A 21,147-nucleotide genomic window follows, 5' to 3' on the forward strand; every position below is an offset into this window, starting at 1 on the left:
CTTCAGGGTTTTAGCCTGAAGACGTTGAAGTAAAAATTATATAAAAATTATATAAACAGTTGAGGTGGAGTGATGTTAGCCTCTCAGCGGCATTGGCTCAAACGCTTCGGAGCAGGTGCTTTTTTGAGTGTGATGGTCAGCAGTGCGGGGTTGTTTGGAGTTTCGGGGGTAGAGCCTGCGCTCGCCCTTACGAACGAAGAAATAGCTGCCCAGGTTGAACAGTTGCGCCAATCAAATCAGCGCTGGTTTCAAATCGATCTATCGAGCCAGCGATTGTTTGCCTGGGAGGGGGCTACCCCGGTCTATGCGGTGATTGTTTCGACGGGGAAGCCCTCAACGCCAACGGTGACGGGGGTGTTTGCAATTCAGTCAATGCATCGCACGGCCCGAATGCGGGGTGCAGACTACGATGTGCCTGATGTACCGTGGACGATGTATTTCTACCGAGGCTACGCGATCCACGGAGCCTACTGGCACCACAATTTTGGTACGCCCGTGAGCCATGGCTGTGTGAATGTGGCGGTTGACCACGCCCAGTGGTTGTACAACTGGGCCGACCTGGGCACACCCGTGGTGGTGCAGCATTGACTGCTGACCTAAAAGTTGGTGCTGAACCTCGTAAATCGCCAGTCTAAAACCGAGTTCACTTGGCGCGGCTAAAGGCGATCGCCGCCGCAATGATTAAGCTGAGTAATGCCAGAGGCACCCAGAGGTCATTTGCCATCATCATGGGGCTACACCGTGTAGAGCGTGGGGTGAACCATGACTGTATCCGACCGGGTGATCTTTTTGCAGGAGCGCACCCCCCTCAGCCTGCTGCCTGCAACGACCCTGGCTCCCCTGGCCCGCCGCCTGCGCTCCGTCACCCGGTCGGCGGGCGAAACGGTGGTCGAGGCTGGGCAAGAGCCCCAGGGCCTCTACATTCTCTGGCAGGGCAGGCTCGAAACCGAGGCCGAGCTGGGCGGGCTGAGCTTTTTGCCCGGCGCGGTGCTGAACCTGGAGGCGCTGCTGCTGGAGCAGCCCGTCGAGCAGACCGTTCGCACTATCACCGACAGCACGCTCTGGTTTGTCGATCGCGCTCAGTTTCAGGCTCTCGTTGAGCAGTACCCCGGCATTCTACAGACCTTTACCCGCCAGCTGGTGGATGCGGTCAAGCGGCTGTCGTTTCAGTTTGACCGCGAGCAGGAGCGCCAGGGCATTTTGCGCCCGTACCTGGTGGCCAAGGCCAAGCGGGGGGTCATTGGCCGCAGTCGGTACGGCGATCGCCTGCGGGCCGAAATTCGCTCTGCCGCCAGCCATCGCAAATCCGTGCTGATCTTTGGCGAGCCGGGGCTAGAGAAAGACAACCTCGCCGCTCTGATCCACTTTGGCTCGACCCAGCGACGGCTGCCCATTATCAAGGTCGACTGCGGTCAGCTCCAGGCCAGCGGGGCCGACCTGTTTGGGCGATCGGGCGGCAGACTGGGCCTGCTGGGGGCGCTGGGGCAGGGCACCCTGGTACTCAACAACCCCAACGAGCTCGATGCCGACCTGGTCGAGCCCGTGGTCCAGCTGCTCAAAACCGGGCAGTACCGCCCCGTGGGCCGCAATGGCGAAACGGCCCCGCTGGTCACCGCCGAAGCCCGAATTATTTTGCTCTCCGAGAAAGGACTGCCTGTCCTCGGCGATGCGATCGACGAAACCATCAAGGTGCCGCCCCTGCGGGTGCGCAAGGCCGACATCGAAGACTGGGTCAACTACTACCTGTCGCTGATCCGTCGCCGCCGGGGCACCGGGCGCATTTCGGTGACCCCCGAAGCGATTCGTCGCCTGCAGTCCTACGACTTTCCCAACAACCTGCGCGAGCTCGAAAACCTGGTGGAGCGGGCGGCGGCCCAGCTGGCGGGCGGCGGCCTGATTACCGAAGAGATTATCTGGCCGGCCCAGAGCAAAAAGAAGCAGCTGCGGCTGAACTTGCTCAACCGCTACCCCGACCTGCGGCGGTTTCTGCGCAGCCCCTGGTGGCCCGATCGCATCAACTACGGCATCACCCTGTGGCTGTTTGCCGTCGTCGTCGCCGTGCTCTGGTTTGGCCCCCAGCAGCGCGACCAGAACGTGGCGCTGACGGTATTTTGGGCCTGGTGGTGGCCCCTGGTGCTGCTCGGCTTTCCGTTTGTGGGGCGGCTGTGGTGCGCGGTGTGCCCGTTTATGATCTACGGCGAAGTCACCCAGTGGATTGCCGAAAAGCTGTTCCCCGGTCGGCTCAAGCGCTGGCCCCGGCAGGCCGCCGATCGCTGGGGCGGTTGGTTTCTCTTCGCTCTCTTTGCCCTGATCTTGATTTGGGAAGAGGTGTGGAATCTCGAAGACACCGCCTACCTCTCCGCCTGCCTGCTGCTGCTGATTACCGCCGGGGCGATGATCTTCTCGGCCCTGTTTGAGCGGCGGTTTTGGTGCCGCTACCTGTGCCCCATCGGCGGCATGAACGGCCTGTTCGCCAAGCTCTCGATCACCGAGCTACGGGCGCAGCAGGGCACCTGCTCGGCGGAGTGCACCACCTACCAGTGCTACAAAGGCGGCCCCGCCAAAGGCGAAGGCCAGGAAACCAACGGCTGCCCCCTCTACTCGCACCCGGCCCAGCTCGAAGACAACCGCGACTGCGTGCTGTGCATGACCTGCCTTAAGGCCTGCCCCCACCGCTCGGTGGAGCTGAACCTGCGCCCCCCCGGCATTGAGCTGTGGACCACACACCGGCCCCGCGCCGCCGAGGTAGCGCTGATGTTTCTGCTGCTGGGGGCGGTCTATCTGCACCGCCTGCCAGAGCTAGAGGAACGTCTGAACCTAAACCTGCCGATAGACACTGTGGTAGGCCACAGCCTGGTGTCGCTGGGGATACTGGCGCTGCCTGCCTTGATCCCCCTTGGCGTAGAGGCCGGGCAGTGGATCTGGCGAAAATCTCAGGGTTTAACCCCGCGCCCGGTGGTGCGGATGGCCTATGGCTACCTACCCCTGGTGTGGGCGGCTAATTTGGCCCACTATCTGCGCCTGGGACTGGGCGAGGGCGGACGCCTTTTGCCCGTGTCTTTGGCTACCTTTGGAGCTTCAGGGGCAAATCTGCCGGTTTGGGTTGCCCACCCGGCAGTGGTAGCCTTTCTACAGGGTGTAACGCTGCTGCTAGGGATGGGGCTGTCGGTGTGGCTAACGGCCAAAATTTGTCGTCAGGCTGGCCCGCAGCGGTGGATTCAAAACGCCTGCACGGGTTTGCTGGGGCTGAGCCTGTGGTGGCTGATTCCAGGGTTTTAGGGGCTAAAATCAGGGTTGTGGCCCCTATCGGTTTAGCAGTGGTGACCATGTAAAGTTTCGGTATGGGTTTGGTTCTAGGTAGTGCCCCCCACAGTTGACCCTGCTGAGAGCCTGATAGGGTACTGCTTAATTCAGCGCGCGCGCCCCGAGTCCCAGTTGTTTACCCCCTCCAGTTTTGTCACGTTAGTTTCGTCACCTTGCTCCGAGTTCCTCTTCATCGGTTTCGCCCATGTTCCAGGAAAGCTCGCTGGACTTTAAGCTGGTTCAACGTGTTTGTTTACTACAGCAGGCCCTCGATCAGGCCAAAGAATCTATAGAAGATATGCAGGAGCAGGTGGCTAACCACCAGATGCTCCAGGCCCACCTCGCCCAAACCGAAGAATATTCCAACGTTCAGCAGAAAATTATTGTCAACCTGAAGCAGCAGCTTGACGCCAAAGACCAGTGGCAGTCGCAGGTGCTCGAACAGCTGGTGGCGGGCGTTAAGGGGCTGGTGACCGACCAGCAGCTGGAGCTAGAGCGGCTGCGGGTGCGCATTCAGCAGGGCCAGGCCGAAGTCCAAGACTACCTGGTCAGAATCAAGAACCACTACCAGGGTTTGGCGGTGGGCCGATCGCCCATTCACGACCTGGACTTGAACTCTGAGGTGATGGTGGCGCGATCGCTCACCGTCAGCCTCAGCAGCAAGCTCCAGGCGGCGCAGCAGCACATTCAGCACCTCGACAACACCCTCACTCGCCACCAGGTCACCCTGGCTCGCATGCAGGCCTACGTCAACGGCGTGGGCCAGGGCGTGGGCGGGGCGATCGGTTCAGCCATGCCGCTGGCGCTACCCCCGGCGACCCCAGCCCAGCCCGATGGCGATGATCCCGTCGCGCTGAGGGCCATTATTGAGGCCCAGCGGCAAAAGATTGCCGAACTCAGCGCCGAGCTGGGGCAGCAGTTTCACCAGCAGACCAGCCTCAAGTACCGCTGCCAGGAAATTGCCGCCGAGCGCGACGGCCTCAAGCAGCGAGCCGTGGCCCTGAGCCTGGAGAATGAGGCGCTGCAGGAGCAGATCTGGCACCAGGATCTCGACAGCGTGGGGTAATCGGTAGGGGCATTGCAGTGTGTCATGCCCCTACTTTCGATCAATGCACTTCACCGATGCGATCGGGCAGCACCCCTTCCAGCAGGGGCGTCAGGGTATCTTTGAGCTGCCCAGCGCGAATGAACTCGGCGTAGGTGTCAGACTCGATCGCCAGCAGTTCTTCCCGCAGCTGCTCGGAGGCGTAGTCGCGAATGCTGCTGTTTTGCTGCTCTAGCCGGGTCAGTTTTTCTTTGACCTCCTCCAGCTGCCCCTGCACCAGGGCCATCTGGTAGCCGACAAACTCGGGGTCAAACTCTTCATTGGTCTTCATCTCGTCGAGGCGCTGCATAACGCGGGTGAGGGCGACCCGGTGGGCGGTCATCTGGCTATACTCTATCCGCAGGGGCTGATCGCCCAGCAGGCCCAGGTACTCCAGCAGCGGCTTGGTGGTAAGGCCCTGCACCAGCAGGGTAAACAGCATCACCCCAAACACAATCGAGATAATCTCCTGGCGATCGCTCAGCACGATGGGCACACTCAGGGCCAGGGCCACCGACACCGACCCGCGCAGGCCGCCCCACCACAGAATGGTCTGTCCCTTGACCGGCAGATCCATCTCGGGGCCGGTGACGGCGTTGCTGAGGTAGCCCAGGCCGTAGACGCTGATGGCGCGGGCAATAATCATGATCACGATCGCGATCGCGATTTTATCCAGCTCGTCTACCAGGCCGTAGAAGTTGGCCTGATCGCCAATCAGCAAAAACACAATCGAGTTGATAAAGAACGACACAAACTCCCAAAACTCAGACACCACCAGCCGGGTGCGGGGGTTCATGCCAATGCGCGAGCCAAAGTTGCCCAGAATCAGCCCCGTGGTCACTACCGCAATCACGCCAGAGCCGCCCAGTTCCTCCGCCACCAGGTAGGTGCCGTAGGCCGATACCAGAGTCAGCGACTGCTCGACTAGGGGAATATCAAACCGCTGAGTCAGAAACGACAGGCCAAAGCCGATCAGCCCGCCAATGCTGATGCCGACGCCTGCAAACACCAGAAACCGGGCCACCGTCACCGACACATCGAACTGCTCCAGGCCCAGGGCAATGCCCAGCACCAGGTTGAAGGCGACCACCGCCACGCCGTCGTTGAACAGGCTCTCGCCCTCCATCACAGTGGTCAGCTTTTTGTCGACACCCAGCTCGCGAAACAGGGCCACCACCGATACCGGGTCGGTGGCCGACAGGCTGGCCCCCACCAGCAGGGCTGTAGCCAGCGAGGCCCCGGCAAAGGTCTGCAGGCCCCACACCAGGCTGCCAACGCAGATCACCACCCCCACCACGGCATAGAGCACCACGGGCACGGCGTACTGCTTCAGGCTCTTCCAGTTCAGGTTCCAGGCCGCTTCAAACAGCAGCGGCGGCAAAAAGATAAACAAAATTAGCTGCGGCGACAGGTTGATCAGCCGCACGTCCAGCACCGCCAGGCCCAGGCCCACCAGCAGCAGCAGCAGGGTGTAGGGAATGTTGCGCAGCAGGCTAAACACCCGCGACAGGGTAGCCACCCCCAGCGACACCGACAGCACCAGGCAAAACTGGCGCAAATGCTCCTCAATGGCAGGATCCTCCAGCATCAGGGAGGGATCTTCTAGTAGGGGTTCGACAGTCAGAAAGAAATCCATAAAAGGCTGGCCCTAGCTTCTCGTACGCGACAGCTTATATCGAATCCTATTGCGTTATACCCGGTCTGTAGGGGCATTGCAGTGCAATGCCCCTACGAGATCTTTGCTCTCACAGCTTGTCTCGCAGACTGTCGGCCTGGGCCAGCAGCGCCTCGGCGAAGGAGAGCGACTGCTGGTGCGACTCGCCCCCAGCTAATTGGGCCAGCTCTTCGCGGCGATCGCCCATTGACAGCGGCAGCACCCGCACCACAGTGCGCTCGGCCTCATCGGTCTTGGCCCCCTTCGCCCCCGCCGCTTCCACCACGTGCTTGCCGACGCGAAAGTGGGCATCGGCCAGGGCCGCCACCATCGGCTGGTGGGTGACGCACAGCACCTGGTGCTGGCGACCGAGCTGGTAGAGCTTTTCGGCGATCGCCTGGGCCACCCGCCCCGAGACCCCCACATCGATCTCGTCAAACACCAGCGTGCCCACCGGGTCTACCTGCGAAAAGCAGGCCTTCAGCGCCAGCAAAAAGCGGCTCATCTCGCCGCCCGAGGCGGTTTCGGCCAGGGGCTGCAGGGGTTCGCCGGGGTTGGGGCTAAACAAAAAACGAATGCCGTCGGCCCCGGTGGCGGTGGGGGCGATGGGCTTGAGTTCGACCTCAAACTGCACCCGCTCCATGGCCAGGGGCTTAAGTTCGTTGACCAGGCGGGTTTCGAGCTTTTGGGCCACGTCCTGGCGCAGGGCGGTGAGCTGGTCGCAGGCGTCCGCTAGCCCGGCCTGGGTCTTCTCGACTTCGGCTTCCAGGGCCTCGATCGACTGGCCTTCGCCAGAGAGTTCGGCCAGCGATCGCACCACTTCATCACGGTAGGCCACCAGCTCGGGCAGGGTACGGCTAAAGCGGCGGCACAGCCCCTTGAGCTGGCGCATGCGCTCCTCCACTTCCTCCAGCCGCTCGGGGTCGGCCTCGACGCTGGCTCCGTAGGCGTTGATGGCGCGCCCGGCCTCTTCGACCTGGGTGAGGGCTTCGCTGACCAGGGCCAAAATCGATGCAATGGCCGGGTCGTAGCGCTCCATGTCGATCAAAATTCCCTCGGCTTTGCCCAGCAGGTCGGAGCAGGCGCTGCCGCTGTCGCTCTCGTAGAGAATTTGGTAGGCCTGGTAGCTGTTTTGCTGCAGGTCAACGCTGTGGTTGAGGCGGTCGTGCTCCTGGGCGAGCTTGTCGAGTTCGTCGGGGTCGTCGAGCTGGGCCTGTTCCAGATCGTGGCGGTGCATTTGCAGCAGCTCTAGCTGGTCGCGGCGCTGCTGGTCGGCTTTGCGGCGGGCGTCGAGCTTGCGTTTGGCCTGGGTGGCGGCCTCGTAGGCGGCGGCGACGCGCTGGCGCTGGGCCACCAGGGGGGCACCGCCAAAGCCGTCGAGCCACTCCCGCTGGCGATCGCCCGAGCCGAGCAGTACTGTTTGTCCCTGAGCGGTAATTTCGACCAGCTTTTGGCGCAGCCCTTCGAGCTGGGGCCGGGTGGCGGGGCTGCCGTTGAGAAAGGAGCGGCTGCGGAGGGTTTTGCCCAGGGTGAGTTCGCGGCGCAGCACCAGGGCACCATCGGTGGGGGGAAGGTCTTGCTCGGCCAGCCAGGTGTGGATGTCGCTGGGTACGTCGAAGGTGGCTTCTACCAGGGCTTTTTGGCTGCCGGAGCGCACCAGGCGCTGGTTGGCCTTGCCGCCCAGGACGGCATCGATGGCGTCGAGAATGATGGATTTGCCCGCCCCGGTTTCGCCCGTGAGCACGTTGAGCCCGGCCTCAAGCCGCAGATCGAGCTGGTCGATCAGCGCAAAGTTCTCGATGTGCAGGGCGGTTAGCATGGGGGCAATAGTCTAGTACCCACGTATTTTAATTGGAAGTCCTGTGGATACGCCGCTAAAAACGAGCAAGAATCTTGAAGGCGGTATGGTATTTCTACCTTTGAGGCCATTTTTCGAGCGCTTATCTCGCACCAATCTGGTTGGCTACTGAGCTGAGCCACTACAAAAGATCAATTCACTTTGCCGCAATTTATTGGAGTCGCTCACGAGCGCTATCGGCCCAACAACTGTCACCAAATTCTTCGTAGCGTTCTAGTGCCCTCTGTAGATTTGCAGTAGCAGTAGCTAAATCTCCTGTCTCTTCTGCTAGGGTACCTAAGCAGTAATATGTGCTGGCCTGCGAATAGCGATCGCCAAACTCGATTTGAATGTCTAAGGCCTGTTGGTAGTACTGCTGGGCCTGCTCAAACTGCCGCTGCTCCTGCGCCAGCATGCCCATCTGGCGGTAGGTGCTGGCCTGCGAATAGCGATCGCCAAACTCGATTTTGAGGTCTAAGGCCTGTTGGTAGTACTGCTGGGCCTGCTCAAACTGCTGCCGCTCCTGCGCCAGCATGCCCATATTGTGGTACGTCTTGGCCTGCGAATAGCGATCGCCAAACTCGATTTTGAGGTCTAAGGCTTGTTGGTAGTACTGCTGAGCCTGCTCAAACTGCCGCTGGGCCTGCGCCACGATGCCCATGTGGTGATAAGTATCCGCCTGCCCATAGCGATCGCCAAACTCGATAAAGAGGTCTAAGGCCTGTTGGAAGTGCTGCTGGGCCTGCTCAAACTGCCGCTGCAAATACGCCACGATGCCTATCTGGTAGTAAGTGTCCGCCTGCCCATAGCGATCGCCAAACTCGATTTTGAGGTCTAAGGCCCGTTGGTAGTACTGCTGGGCCTGCTCAAACTGTCGCTGCTCCTGCGTCACGATACCCATCTGGTGGTAAGTGCTAGCCTGCGAGTAGCGATCGCCAAACTCGATAAAGAAGTCTAAAGCCTGTTGGTAGTACTGCTGGGCCTGCTCAAACTGTCGCTGCTCCTGCGCCACGATACCCATCTGGTGGTAAGTGCTAGCCTGCAAGTAGCGATCGCCAAACTCGATTTTGAGGTCTAAGGCCCGTTGGTAGTACTGCTGGGCCTGCTCAAACTGTCGCTGCTCCTGCGCCACCATGCCCATCTGGTGGTATGTGCTGGCCTGCTCATAGCGATCGCCAAACTCGATGTAGATATCCAAGGCTTGTTGGTAGTACTGCTGGGCCTGCTCAAACTGACGCTGCAAATACGCCACATTGCCCATCTGGTGGTATGTGCCCGCCTGCAAATAGGGCTCGTTGCGAGCCTTGTTCAGTGCAAGGCTTCGCTCATAGAAAGCGTTTGCCTGGTCAAACCGACGTTGTTGCAGGGCAACATCGCCCAGGTCTTGCAGGAGTGTGGGAACTGATTCCGAATAGTTGTGGGTTTTGGCGATCTCTAGGGCGGTCGTGTACTCGGCAATGGCCGCGTCGAACTGGCGCAGGGCTTCGTAGGCGTTGCCCAGCTTACGGTGGAAATCTCGCTCTAGGGTGGGGTTTGAGGAGTGTTCCAACAGCTTTAGCCCTGCTTGCAGATAGTCGCTGGCTTTGGCGGGCTGTTTTTGGGTGTAGTAGGCAGAGCCAATTTTGTAATACAGTTCGCCGCACAGGGGAATATCCTGGGGGGCGATGGGTTTGCCCGATGGGTCAAGCTCCATCAACAGCCGCTTGAGCTGTTCGATCTGCTCCTGGTTGTCGTCAGAGGCGATGTAGGGCAAGGGGCGATCGGCCATATCGGCCTTGAGCTGTTCTACCGTTTCCAGGGGCGTTTTGAACCGAAATAAGCCCGATTGCCAAGCCCAAAAATCGGGGGCATATTGGCTAATGCGGGTGAGGGCATAGTCGGGCAGCACAAACAGCAGCGGGTGGGGCACCCTTTCCCGGTAGGCATCGCGCACAAAGTTGAGGTCTTGCAGCATGGGTGGATAAGCCCCTACTCCATCGGTGCCGATCGCCGCCTCTAGCCCTTGAATGAAGAGCACCAGTTTTTTGTTGCCACTTAGGGAAGCTGCATTGAGGCTGTCCAGCCGCTGCCGTAGGGCATCTAGCAAATAGCGTAGGTCGGGCTGGCGAGAAAAGTTGATCACCTCCATGTGGATGTCGGTGTTGGCCAGGTGCTGGCGCAGAGCTTCAGCCAGCAACGGTTTGTCTCGCTCTTGGTTAACTTCCACAAAGCCAATAGTCAGCCCCTCGGCAAAGTCAATAAAGGTCAGCAACTCGGCAAATTCTTGCTGGTTTGCCTCGACCAGTGCAGCGCTGGTGTAAGGAGCCAGGACAGGGGCTTGAGTTGAGGAACTGTCTAGTCCCCTGTTTGCTGTGGGAGGGGCATCAGGCATCGTGAGACATGACCTCCTCAAGCGCGGTCTGAAATAACTGGCTTTGGCGCACCGCTGGGTTGGGGTAGTTCCAGCGATCGAGGCCGTTGTACTCTAGCACTGAGGTGTTAAACAGCATGAGCTGCCCAGCTTCATCTTTAGTGATATTTTTAGTCAAGCAAACCCGCGCCAGCAGAGGGTAGTGGGTGTCGGGCACAAACCGCTCAAAGTTAAACTGCTGCTGTTTCACGGCGTACTCGACATCTTCCGGTTGAATTTTGCTGTGCTGGCGGGTACTGGCCGTTTGGCAGGCGCTACGCACCATCTGCATGAGCTGCCGTACATGGCCACCGCTGGCCTTTACCAAGTCCAACACCTGTTCATCAGACTCAAACAGCAGGTCGATATCCACTCGTCGCTGAATGATTTTGGCTAGCTGGGTCAGGCCCTCGGTGGTGTAGTTCAGGTCGCAGCGCTGGCGCTCCAGTTGGTAAATGTTCACCATCGAAACAATATGAGGGTCCGTGCCAAAGGTGTTGGCGATATTTTTGGGTGAGCACAGCACCGAAATTGGCACCGTGTAAATCATTGTGCAGTTCAACTCCCGGAGCTGAGCCGCATAGTCAAAAAAGAGATGATCACCGACTCGGGGTGGTACGCGATCGAGGTTATCGAAAATTATCAAAAATCCCTTGGGATAGAGCGGCTTGATTTTTTTGTAGGCATCCAGCAGCAGCAGGTTGACATCCGCTTTCAGGCGCGAAATATCCCTCTGAAGGGTCTGACGAATCACAGTTTTTTGCTTGTCAGCTCCCTTGATTTGGGCCAGCAGCTTTACCATCAGTTTGGCCAGAAAAGGAGCCTCAGCCCCCAAGCTAGCTTCGGCATCCACACTCACCGACGTTTCCACCGAGCGCTCATCTTCGCGGGTAATCTCTTTGAACCAATCCTCAACACTTTTTTGCAGTCTGGCATCAAACCGCAGCCCCCGCTGCCTCAGGGCATACTCAATCTGCTTGATGACAATTAAATAAAAGTCAGTATATTCGGCGTCGTTAGTATCAGTTTCTTCGTTTGCCTCCAGGTAAATGACCCAAAAGTCTTTCTCCCACTGGCGGCGAATGCGCTGGAGTTCAGTGCTCTTACCACAACCCCGGTGCCCGGTGAAGAGAATGGTGCAAAACTCTCCCGGTTCCTGAAAATCGAGCACCGTGTTGACGCCTTCAATGGCCTCAGTTTTGCGCACCGGAGCCAGGTCAACATAGTAACGCTCAAGCCCCTGTCCAGAAAGCGGGTTGACATCACACAGCCGAAAGGCTTCTTTGAGTGTTTTGGCCCGAAAATCTTCCATGGCAAGCACGCCCAAAACCGATTAGTGTTCCATGCCTAAGTTTACACACCTCAGTCGTGGTCATGATCTTTCAGCATCTTTCAGTGCGATCGCCTTCAAACGTAGGGTGGGCATTGCCCACCACCCCACTCATCCACCCACCACTAACCTCGAACATCCAGCGATTCCTTCGGATAGCTTCGCTAACGCGCCAGTACAAGGTGGGCGGTGCTCAACTGATGGGTTTGGACTGCAATGGCAGAGGTGCAAGGTGGGCGGTGCCCACCCTACAGTGGTCTACGGGTCTAACCTTGGTCGCTCGCGCCTCAGCAGACTAAACACCTCCCCCTGGGCTGGGGTAATCAAAATCCCCGACTCGGGTATCGTCACTAGCTGACTCCACGTCGCCTGCTCTGCATAGCCCAGCACGTGCAGCGTGTGAATGGTCGATCGCACCCCCTCCGGGGAGCCAATCACCAGGTGGCGCAATCGCTCCCGCTCCGGCGGCAGGTCAGGATTGGCGAGCAGCAGCGGGGTCGCCGCACCCGCACGGGCCGACGACGCCAAAAATGGCAAACACAACATTGGGGTTTCCTCCAAGAAACGAATGGGTAGGAAACCCAAAACTTGGCCGCTCCCAGACATAAGCGGTTCGGGGCGGCCAGAGTAACATAGTACTCAGCCTCCGAGACAGCTACTACCTGTCGAAGGGGTCAGCTGGTGGTGGGAGGTGCAAGCTCTTGCCATCAGCGTTCGACCAAATTTTGGGAACCAGGCTGTACACTGACAGCCTTAATCGAGGACTGTAGCGTATTGCGATCGCCACGACAAGTCAAAATTGCTACAGACCGCAACTCCGTTGTGAAGCTTAACAATCGTGCTTTTCCCTCGTTGCCAAGGGGGTAGGGTGGGCATTGCCCACCACTCTATTTATTCATTTGCCACTAAACCCTGCCCATCCAAATCCCCGGTGAGAGCGGGGGGTGGACGGTGGGCGGTGCCCACCCTACAGGTCTACATCTAATCACCGCCCTGCGCGAAGCAAGTACAGCCCTGCGTGAAGCAAGTACAGCCCTGCGTGAAGCAAGTGCAGCTCTGCGCGAAGCAAGTACAGCTCTGCGCGAAGCAATCACTGCCCAACGCGAAGCAATCACAGGGGTGGTTATGCTTCACCATCATCTGCACTTCATTCAGCAAGCCCCGCTGATATTGCTTCTGGGCAAAAACCCGCCTGCTCTTTCAACGGACAGAAGCCGATCGGAGGAAGTAGGGAGGTCACCACCGGAGATTCGCAGACTAAACCGTTACAATAGTTTACGGGAGTGGTTTAGGCGATCGCCTAACCCTCAATCCCTCGGTTCTCAATCCTCTCTCTGAGCGCGCTATGGCCTTAAATACCACCCAGGATTCGGCTCAGCACTTCGGTGGCTCCATCGATATCATCGATGCCGAAGCCATTACGGTAACCGGAGAGGTGATGAGCGAGCCGACCGAGGTTGCCCGGCCCGAGCCCGTTCTGGCTGCGCCCCGGCCTCGCACCCTGGCCACCAAAGCCCAGGACCCGTTCGAGGCGTTTGGCTACGACCCGGCGGCGATCGCGGCCCACTACCGCCGCCGTCCGCTGCAGGTCTGGGCGCGGTTTGTCGGTATTTTTTTGCCGCTGATTAGCTTTTTTGCCAAGCTCTGGCTCGATCGCCGCGCCGGTCGCAGCGCTCAAAACGAAGCCCTGCGGGCGGTGCAGCTCCGAGAAATGCTGACCAACCTCGGCCCTGCTTACATCAAAATTGGTCAGGCTCTCTCCACCCGGCCCGACCTGGTGCCGCCGATCTTCCTTGAAGAGCTAACCACGCTGCAAGACCAGATTCCGCCCTTCCCTAACGTCACCGCCTACCGCTTTATTGAAGAAGAACTGGGCGCGCCCCCCAGCCAAATCTACGCCGAAATTTCTGAAAGCCCGATCGCCGCAGCCTCCCTGGGGCAGGTCTACAAAGGCAAACTGCACAGCGGCGAAGACGTAGCCATCAAGGTGCAGCGCCCCGGCCTGGCTCGCAATATTGCCCTCGACCTACACATTCTGCGCGGACTGGCCCGCTTCGCCACCAACCGCATCAGCCAGATTCGCAGCGACCTGGTGGCGATTTTAGACGAGTTTGGCGAGCGCATCTTCGAAGAGATGGACTACACCCACGAGGGTGAAAACGCCCAGCGCTTTGCCCAGCTCTACGGCCACATTCCCGATATCTACGTGCCCCACATCTACCCCCAGTACACCGCCCGCCGGGTGCTGACCATGGAGTGGATCGAGGGCACAAAGCTGACCAACATCGACAAGCTCGATCGCCTCGGCATCGACGCCAGCCACCTGATCGACGTGGGGGTGCAGTGCTCGCTGCGGCAGCTGCTAGAGCACGGCTTCTTTCACGCCGACCCCCACCCCGGCAACCTGCTGGCGATGGCCGACGGCAAGCTGGCCTACCTCGACTTTGGCATGATGAGCGAGGTCAAGCCCTACCAGCGCTACGGCCTGATCGAGGCGGTGGTGCACATGGTCAACCGCGACTTTGAGGGATTGGCCAACGACTACGTCAAGCTGGAGTTTCTCACCCCCGACACCGACCTCAGCCCGATTATTCCGGCCCTGGCCAACGTGTTTAGCAACGCCCTGGGGGCCAGCGTCGCCGAGCTGAACTTTAAGAGCATCACCGACGAATTTTCGGCCCTCATGTACGAGTACCCCTTTCGGGTGCCCGCCTACTACGCGCTGATCATTCGCTCGCTGGTGACGCTGGAGGGCATCGCCATCAACGTCGACCCTGAGTTTAAGGTGCTGAGCAAGGCTTACCCCTACGTGGCCAAGCGCCTGCTCACCGACCCGTCTCCCGAGCTGCGCGCTTCGCTGCAAGATCTGTTGTTCAAAGACGGCAGCTTTCGCTGGAACCGGCTGGAGAACCTGCTGCGCAACGCCCGCAACAGCGATGAGTACGATATGGACCGGCTGATCGATCAAACCCTGGAGTTTTTGTTCTCGGATCGGGGCTCGTTTTTGCGCGATCGCATTGTCTCTGAGCTAGTCAACAGCCTCGACAACTTTGGCCAAAACACGGTGCAAAACCTGACCACCGCCGTGCAGCGCCGCCTGGGCCTCAAGAAAGAGCCGACGGCGGCAGCCCCCGCTGGCTCCACCGATCTCGACCACCTGCGCCGCATTCTAGAGCTGCTCAAAGACACCCCCGGCTTCGATGCCGCCCAGGTGGCCACTCGCATTCCATCCCTGCTGTTTAAGCCTGAAACCCAGGCGATGGGGCAGCAGGTGGTGGCGGGGCTGGCTCAGCGCGGGCTGGCTCGCCTGATTCGCAACCTGCTGCTAGAGGGAGAGCCCGTCAATGGCAGGCCTCAGCTCACCCCCTCCGGCGCTGGACAGTAGACGGCGACGCGGTGCTTCCAAGCGGTACCTGTTTAAGGGGGATAATTGTGGTTAATTCTGACCACGCTCCTCACACGCTCGTCACCAGTGCTCGTAGGTTGGGTAGAACGAAGTGGAACCCAACAGCAGCTAAGCTTTTGGGGTTCTGCCAGCGTGCCACCCAATCTCCAACTTTAGTTTTGACAGACCACTAGACTAGGGCGTTTGGCCTCTGGGTGGGGCGAGCAGCAAGCTACTGCTCCGGCACCAGTTCGGTGTTGACTTCATTGATGGGGCGACGGCGCAGTTCTGCTGACTCGCTGCGGGGCAGCAGATCAAACACCTCGCGCATAACGTCGTCGATCGCCTCATAGGCGACCGTGCCCGTTTCGTTGAATACCAGCTCTCCCTGGGCGTTAAAAATCAGGGTTTGGGGCACGGCATCGCGAAAGTAGTAGCCCGGTTCGCTGGGCGCGTAGGCATCTTTCACCGGAATTGAGTCAGCCATGATCGGAATAAAGTTGGCCACCCGCCCGTAGGGAGCCTGAAGCTGAGAAATCACCGAGGCAAACTTTTTGCAGTCGCTGCTGTCGTCTACGTAGATCACAACCAGAGCGGGCTTGCCAACCTGGAGCGACTGCTCCAGACTGACGCGGGGGGGCACCAGCGACCCATTACCGGCATAGAGCGCAAAAATGTTGCCGTCATAATTGTCGTCGGTGAGGCCCGCCAGAGCAGTGGGCTGCCCGCCCAGCCCCAGCCACAGCACCAGCGCAGCGCAGACAAGGCCCAGGGCCTGACCCAGTCGATAGACTGCTTTTGGAAACCTGGGGCGATCGGAGAGAGGGGCGATGAGCCAGCGCAGCATGACAGTGGTGTCCTTGGTCTAGAGCCTGTTTCGTTGGCCTTGATTGGTCAGACTTACCGTCTACCGATCAAAGCCACAGCCTCTATTAGGCCACAGAATGGCGGCGCTTACTGCTGAGCAGCGCTAAATTCTTGCACTACCGATCGCATGGCGTCGGCATTGGCCGCGCGCAAATCGTCAGGGGTCCACACCACGACCTGGTAGTATTCCTCACCCATTTCAACGGTGGTGTGCAGGTAGGCCACCGGGCGCTGGGCCACCTCGCCGCGCACCTCGTACTGCACCGCAGGAAAGCCATCCACCTGATTGACATCTGTGCGAGACTGATTGGCAATGATCTGGCTAAAGCCCCCTTTGAGAATTTGCAGGTAGTTGCTGGCCTGCTCTTCCAAATTGCCCGGCCCGACGGCGGCCCGACTTTCGCCCAGCACCACCAAAAACAGGTTTTGGTCGGGGTTGTAGGCCTCCAGGTCGGCGTTGGGGTGCAGGGTGCCGCTGGGGGCGGCCTGCCAGTCGTTTTGCAGGCGCAGCCGCACGGGCTTCATGCGGCTGACTAGCATATCGCCGCGAAAGCCGCTGTCGACGTACTGATTGCCCATGTCTTCGTCGCTCTCGGGCGATCGCGACAGCCCCAGGGTATTGCACCCGCCCACCCCCAGCGCCATCAGCCCGGCCACCAGAGCGGGCACGCTGCGATGGTACCAGTCCCAGCCGTTGCTTTCAGCCCCCTTGCTTTTAGCCATAGCGTCACCCTTCCGTTCAATCCACCTATGCTTTCAGCTTCAAGGGTATAGCAACCCCTCCGCAATGGGCGCATCCTCTCCTATGCTAGATAGGGGTTTGAGGTGCAAGGTTAGCAGGGGCAGGGCTTGAGGTTCGAGATTGGCCTTAGACCCTAAACCCGAGACCCCGAGACCTTCAATTACCCTTCCCCGTTACACCACATCTAGAGTTACCCCATGTTACGAGCTGGCATTGTTGGGCTTCCCAACGTTGGCAAATCAACCCTGTTCAATGCCGTGGTGGCCAACGCCAAGGCCCAGGCCGCCAACTTTCCCTTTTGCACCATTGAGCCCAACGTGGGCATCGTGGCGGTGCCCGACACCCGCCTACAGGTGCTGGCCGAGCTGTCGAGTTCGGCTGAAACCGTGCCCGCCCGAGTCGAGTTTGTCGATATTGCGGGCCTGGTGCAGGGGGCCAGCCAGGGAGAGGGGTTGGGCAACCAGTTTTTGGCCAACATTCGCGAAGTCGATGCGATCGTCCATGTGGTGCGCTGCTTTGAGGATGACGACATCATCCACGTCTCGGGGTCGGTCGACCCGGTGCGCGACATTGAGGTGATCAACCTGGAGCTAGCCCTGTCTGACCTGGCTCAGCTGGAGCGCCGGGTAGACCGGGTGCGCAAGCTGGCCCGCGCCGACAAAGAGGCCCAGGCCGAGCTGGCCATTCTCGAAAAAATTCTGCCGGTGCTCAACGAGGGCAAAACGGCCCGCCAGGTAGAGCTGGATGCCGAGGCCGAGGCGATTATCAAACCCCTGGGGCTGCTCACCCGCAAGCCCGTCATCTACGCCACCAACGTCTCTGAAGAGGACCTGGCGGGCGGCAACGCCTGGGTCGAGCAGGTACGCACCGTGGCGGCGGCGGAAGACGCTCAGGTGGTGGTGATTTCGGCCCAGGTGGAGTCGGAGCTGGTGGATCTCAACGACGAAGAGCGCAGGGACTTTCTGGAGTCGCTGGGGGTCGAGGAAGGCGGCCTCAAGACGCTGATTCGCGCCACCTACGAGCTGCTGGGGCTGCGCACCTACTTCACCACCGGACCCAAAGAAACCCGCGCCTGGACCATTCGCGCTGGCATGGTGGCCCCCCAGGCTGCCGGAGTCATTCATACCGACTTCGAGCGCGGCTTTATTCGCGCCGAAACCGTGGCCTACGACGATCTGGTCGCGGCAGGCTCGATGGCTACGGCCAAAGACAAGGGCCAGGTGCGCAGCGAGGGCAAAGAGTACGTGGTGCAAGAGGGAGACGTCATGCTGTTCCGCTTTAACGTGTAGCGACGCTATAGCGCTAGGGCCTGCCATCACTAGCCTGGGTACTGGGCCAACTGTCCTAGCCATATCTCGTCTGAGAGGCGATCGCGGTACGGCACGGTTAGGGTGTGCAAAAAAACTCGTCGCGATACTGGTTCGGAGGAGAAAATCTATCTACAATTTGACCCATTAGGGGCATAGCTCTTCTAGCTCCAGGTTCATAGGACTACTGCCGTGGCCTTACCGCTTCCACCCTATCCTCAGCTGCGCTCGGCGCTGCACCGTCTGCAGGAGGTGCCTCCCTGGGCGCTGCTCTCGCTGGTTATGAACGGGCTGCTGTTTATTACTGTAGTGGTCATGCTCAGGCAGCCGGGGCAGGCAGGGGATGCGGTGTTGCCCCAGGCCAATGCCTTCGCAGCCGACCCGTACGTGCCAGTGTCACCGCTTGAGCCCGACCTGGGGCCGCGCCACACCCTTGACTATGAGCAGTGGGTGGCCCTGCTGGCGGCTGAGGCCAACGCGGCGGTAGCCATCAAGGCCCCGCGCCAAAACATTTTGCTGGGCGATTCTCTCACCCTGTGGTTTCCGGCTGACATGCTGCCGGGGCGCAAGACCTGGATCAATCAGGCGATTTCGGGGGAAAGCTCGGCGGGACTGCGCGATCGCCTCTACCTGCTTGACAAGACGGCCCCTGAGGCCGTGTTCATCATGGTGGGCATCAACGATCTGATCTGGGGGGGCTCGGAGGCAGATTTGGTCTACAACGTCCGCATGATGATCAACTACCTGCGCCAGACCCATCCCCAGGCGCGGGTGGTGGTGCAGTCGATTTTGCCCCACGGCGGCGAGGCAGCTACCTGGGAGGGCCGCGATCGCCTGCAGGCCATTCCCCCTGAACTCATCCGCACGGTCAACGACCAGCTCAAGGCCGTGGCGGTTGAAACCGGCGTCGAGTTTCTCGATTTGTACCCGCTGTTTGTCAATGGCGACGGCTATCTGCGGACCGAGCTGACGACCGATGGCCTGCACCTCAACCACAACGGCTACATGGTGTGGCGCACCGCCCTGGCCCTGCTCAACGAGACCGAGTTTCAACCCTAGAAGCAGCGGCAAAGGCAGGGTCGGCAACTATGGCCCCATCTCTCTGCCGGGGCAGGCTCGACAGTACCCCCTGACTATGGCCTACCACCGCCAGGGAATGTGAACCGGGCTGCAGTCGAATGGCGATATTGGCCTCGGTAAAGGTCAATCGGCGATCGCTCTCGACAATTTCGACCAGCGTTGAGGCCGTTCCGTGGCGGTGGGGCAGCGTGTAGGTAGCCGTTAGCCTGTACTGGCCGGGCGGCAGATCAAAAAAGCAGTAGTGGCCGTCACCGCCGCTGGTGGTCTGGTCGGGCCGAGTGAGGGCGAGGGCAGGCAGCAGCCGATCGAGCAGCTGCTGCGCCGTTGTCAGGGGCACCAGGGTTTGATGCCAGCTTGCGATCAAGTCGCTGTACTGGGCCTGGAGATCGGGTTGATGGGCGATCGCCACGACTAGAAACGCCATTAATCCTTCGGCAAAGGCCGCTGGAGCCGCCGTAATGCGCACCACAGCCTGGGGCACAATGTCGCCGGTCAGGGCGTTGGTAATGGTGCCTGCGATCGCCACTCGACAGGGTTTAGGGGCAGCAGGCAGGGATTGATGAGCTGGGAGGCTAGACATGGGAGAGGCTCACAATGAAGAGTAACTAGAGTAGACCGGGGGGCACGCAGAGTAGGCCCAAAGCCAGGCGATCGCGGTATGGCCGCCGCTGCCGCAGTGCTTTGGTTTGAGATGTTGATTTTGCTTGAAGCGGTGAAAATTTCAGGTGGGTGGAGGCGGCTACAGGCCCACTGGCAGAAACCTCTGCCAAGCCAAACTAGGCAGGTTCAAACCGGAAACCAAAAGCTTTTGCGCCACACTCAGCAGCCCCAGCCCAGCCCAGCTAAAGCCTATCGCTAGCTAAAGCTTATCGATCGAGCAGCGGCCTTTTAATTGTGTTATGCACACCGCATCGGACCGATTACATCACATTCAGACGTCAAATCTACGGCGTCAAATTCACCTGCAGGGAGCTCACATAAAGTCACAGGCCGTTCGCAGCCCAAAATTATGGTACTGCGATTCTGATTTCTGTTAAAGAACCGTTAAATTAAGTTTGCATCACCAGCTCTAGCCGATAGCGGTAGAGGGCCACAGGCCGATTCTGCGCCGTTAGAAAGTCGGGGTCTTGGGGCGATAGGTAGACCGCCGTTACCTGATCGGCCAGCACGCGATCGGCCGCCTGACGATAGGCGGTCGTGGTCTCAACCTCGTTGAAGTAGGGAATGGCCCCACCCCGAAACACCTGCTGAAACCGCTCCACAGTAATGAATTGGTCGTCTGCCGTTTCTACGCCGCGAGCAGTCACGGTTGACTCCAGCTGGCGATTGCCGTTGAGCAGGGTGAGCTGACGGTTGGGGTTGTGGGCATCTACCTTCACCGCCTTCACTACCTCATCGCCCAGGTAGGCGCGGGCCAGGCTCAGCCCGTTGAAGGCGCGATCGGCCACCGTCTGGGGCGCTCCTGTAGCGATGGGGAGGAACCCCTGGGCCCTGGGTTGGGTGGCCACAAACCGCACCGGGCAGGTTACCGGCTGCCCCAGCTGGTCGCGGTTGCCCTCAAAGCCGGGAGTCACCAGTTCGGGGGCCAGGGGTGCCGCCAGGTCGACCAGGGTGCTGGTCAGCTGCCAATCGCCCCGCAGCCAGTCAGGGTAGACCAGATCCCCCTGGGCGGCGGCGAGGGTGGACTTGTGGTTCCAATTTGGAAAGGCCGCCAGGCGATCGGCGATCGGCCCCGCCTGGGCCTGACCGCTGCACAGCAGCCACACCGTCAGCAGCAGCGTCAGCCAAAACAGACGGCGGCGCAGAAGCGTAAGCAGCGATCGGGGCATAGTAAAAAAAAGATGAGTTGACGCTAGTTCTTTGAGTCAAGACCGCCAAGGTTTCAGCCGGTTTAAAGTATATAAAATAGACAAAATTATTGAACTCCAGGCTTCAATTCGTCTTCAGAAGTTAGGCCTTGCCTCAGTTAGCGACCTTTGTTCTAATACCCTGGGTCGGGTTTGGAGCATGCCCCTCGCCCCAAACCCAATCGGCCCAACCTTGCCGCCGCTGACTTCCAGTGGGCTACCACGCCATCTGGCCTAAAACCCTAGCCAGCAAGCGCTGCCTCGGATAGGCTTAATACTGCCAGCCCTTGCATTTATTTAAAGAGGCTTCTGGCTATCCTAA

Annotated in this window: 15 protein-coding genes; 6 read left to right on the forward strand and 9 right to left on the reverse strand. The window is 59.7% G+C overall.

Annotation, left to right across the window (positions count from 1 at the left end; genetic code table 11):
* Nucleotides 1-72: 72 nt before the first annotated feature.
* From ACQ4N7_RS08365 to ACQ4N7_RS08375, 3 genes are all read left to right on the forward strand, one after another.
* Nucleotides 73-588, forward strand: coding sequence for a L,D-transpeptidase (locus ACQ4N7_RS08365; protein ID WP_430711153.1), 516 nt, complete (start codon nucleotides 73-75; stop codon nucleotides 586-588).
* Nucleotides 589-762: 174 nt separating this feature from the next.
* Nucleotides 763-3,279 (forward strand): cyclic nucleotide-binding domain-containing protein, encoded by a 2,517-nt coding sequence (locus ACQ4N7_RS08370; protein ID WP_430711154.1) that lies wholly within the window; start codon nucleotides 763-765, stop codon nucleotides 3,277-3,279.
* 229 nt (nucleotides 3,280-3,508) lie between these two features.
* Nucleotides 3,509-4,369: a hypothetical protein gene (locus tag ACQ4N7_RS08375; protein ID WP_430711155.1), complete on the forward strand. Its 861-nt coding sequence runs from the start codon at nucleotides 3,509-3,511 to the stop codon at nucleotides 4,367-4,369.
* Between the two features lie 40 nt (nucleotides 4,370-4,409).
* Here ACQ4N7_RS08375 and ACQ4N7_RS08380 read toward each other — a convergent pair whose 3' ends face one another.
* The 5 genes from ACQ4N7_RS08380 to ACQ4N7_RS08400 all read right to left on the reverse strand — a co-directional run bounded on the left by ACQ4N7_RS08380 (nucleotide 4,410) and on the right by ACQ4N7_RS08400 (nucleotide 12,143).
* Complete coding sequence (locus ACQ4N7_RS08380) at nucleotides 4,410-6,023, reverse strand: cation:proton antiporter (RefSeq protein WP_430711156.1); 1,614 nt, start codon at nucleotides 6,021-6,023, stop codon at nucleotides 4,410-4,412.
* Between the two features lie 109 nt (nucleotides 6,024-6,132).
* Nucleotides 6,133-7,860, reverse strand: coding sequence for a DNA repair protein RecN (gene recN, locus ACQ4N7_RS08385; protein WP_430711157.1), 1,728 nt, complete (start codon nucleotides 7,858-7,860; stop codon nucleotides 6,133-6,135).
* A gap of 190 nt (nucleotides 7,861-8,050) precedes the next feature.
* Nucleotides 8,051-10,249, reverse strand: a complete 2,199-nt coding sequence (locus ACQ4N7_RS08390; protein ID WP_430711158.1) for a tetratricopeptide repeat protein — start codon at nucleotides 10,247-10,249, stop codon at nucleotides 8,051-8,053.
* Complete coding sequence (locus ACQ4N7_RS08395) at nucleotides 10,242-11,579, reverse strand: ATP-binding protein (protein ID WP_430711159.1); 1,338 nt, start codon at nucleotides 11,577-11,579, stop codon at nucleotides 10,242-10,244. The genes ACQ4N7_RS08390 and ACQ4N7_RS08395 overlap by 8 nt, the downstream gene beginning before the upstream one ends.
* 276 nt (nucleotides 11,580-11,855) lie before the next feature.
* Nucleotides 11,856-12,143 (reverse strand): hypothetical protein, encoded by a 288-nt coding sequence (locus tag ACQ4N7_RS08400; RefSeq protein WP_430711160.1) that lies wholly within the window; start codon nucleotides 12,141-12,143, stop codon nucleotides 11,856-11,858.
* Nucleotides 12,144-12,942: 799 nt separating this feature from the next.
* Here ACQ4N7_RS08400 and ACQ4N7_RS08405 point away from each other — a divergent pair.
* The gene (locus ACQ4N7_RS08405; RefSeq protein ID WP_430711161.1) at nucleotides 12,943-14,982 is read left to right on the forward strand and encodes an ABC1 kinase family protein; all 2,040 of its coding nucleotides are present in this window, start codon (nucleotides 12,943-12,945) and stop codon (nucleotides 14,980-14,982) included.
* Nucleotides 14,983-15,214: 232 nt separating this feature from the next.
* Here the strand turns inward: ACQ4N7_RS08405 and ACQ4N7_RS08410 are convergent, their stop codons facing one another.
* Together ACQ4N7_RS08410 and ACQ4N7_RS08415 are read right to left on the reverse strand one after the other, a co-directional pair.
* Complete coding sequence (locus tag ACQ4N7_RS08410; RefSeq protein ID WP_430711162.1) at nucleotides 15,215-15,829, reverse strand: thylakoid membrane photosystem I accumulation factor; 615 nt, start codon at nucleotides 15,827-15,829, stop codon at nucleotides 15,215-15,217.
* 107 nt (nucleotides 15,830-15,936) lie between these two features.
* A complete protein-coding gene (locus tag ACQ4N7_RS08415; protein WP_430711163.1) occupies nucleotides 15,937-16,572 on the reverse strand; it encodes a hypothetical protein in 636 nt (211 codons plus the stop codon).
* A 216-nt stretch (nucleotides 16,573-16,788) separates the two neighbouring features.
* Between ACQ4N7_RS08415 and ychF the strand changes: the two genes are divergently transcribed.
* Entirely contained in the window at nucleotides 16,789-17,880 is a 1,092-nt protein-coding gene (gene ychF, locus ACQ4N7_RS08420) for a redox-regulated ATPase YchF (RefSeq protein ID WP_430711164.1), read from the forward strand.
* 210 nt (nucleotides 17,881-18,090) lie between these two features.
* Nucleotides 18,091-18,957, forward strand: coding sequence for a GDSL-type esterase/lipase family protein (locus ACQ4N7_RS08425; protein ID WP_430711165.1), 867 nt, complete (start codon nucleotides 18,091-18,093; stop codon nucleotides 18,955-18,957).
* On the opposite strand, the gene ACQ4N7_RS08430 is transcribed toward ACQ4N7_RS08425, so the two are convergent.
* Both ACQ4N7_RS08430 and ACQ4N7_RS08435 read right to left on the reverse strand, forming a co-directional pair.
* The gene (locus ACQ4N7_RS08430; RefSeq protein WP_430711166.1) at nucleotides 18,932-19,558 is read right to left on the reverse strand and encodes a carboxypeptidase-like regulatory domain-containing protein; all 627 of its coding nucleotides are present in this window, start codon (nucleotides 19,556-19,558) and stop codon (nucleotides 18,932-18,934) included. The genes ACQ4N7_RS08425 and ACQ4N7_RS08430 overlap by 26 nt on opposite strands.
* A gap of 469 nt (nucleotides 19,559-20,027) precedes the next feature.
* Nucleotides 20,028-20,807, reverse strand: coding sequence for a DUF6816 family protein (locus ACQ4N7_RS08435; RefSeq protein WP_430711167.1), 780 nt, complete (start codon nucleotides 20,805-20,807; stop codon nucleotides 20,028-20,030).
* Between the last annotated feature and the right edge of the window lie 340 nt (nucleotides 20,808-21,147).

Origin of the sequence: Nodosilinea sp. AN01ver1 (assembly GCF_050565655.1) — a bacterium.
In the GTDB taxonomy this organism is placed as follows: domain Bacteria; phylum Cyanobacteriota; class Cyanobacteriia; order Phormidesmidales; family Phormidesmidaceae; genus Nodosilinea.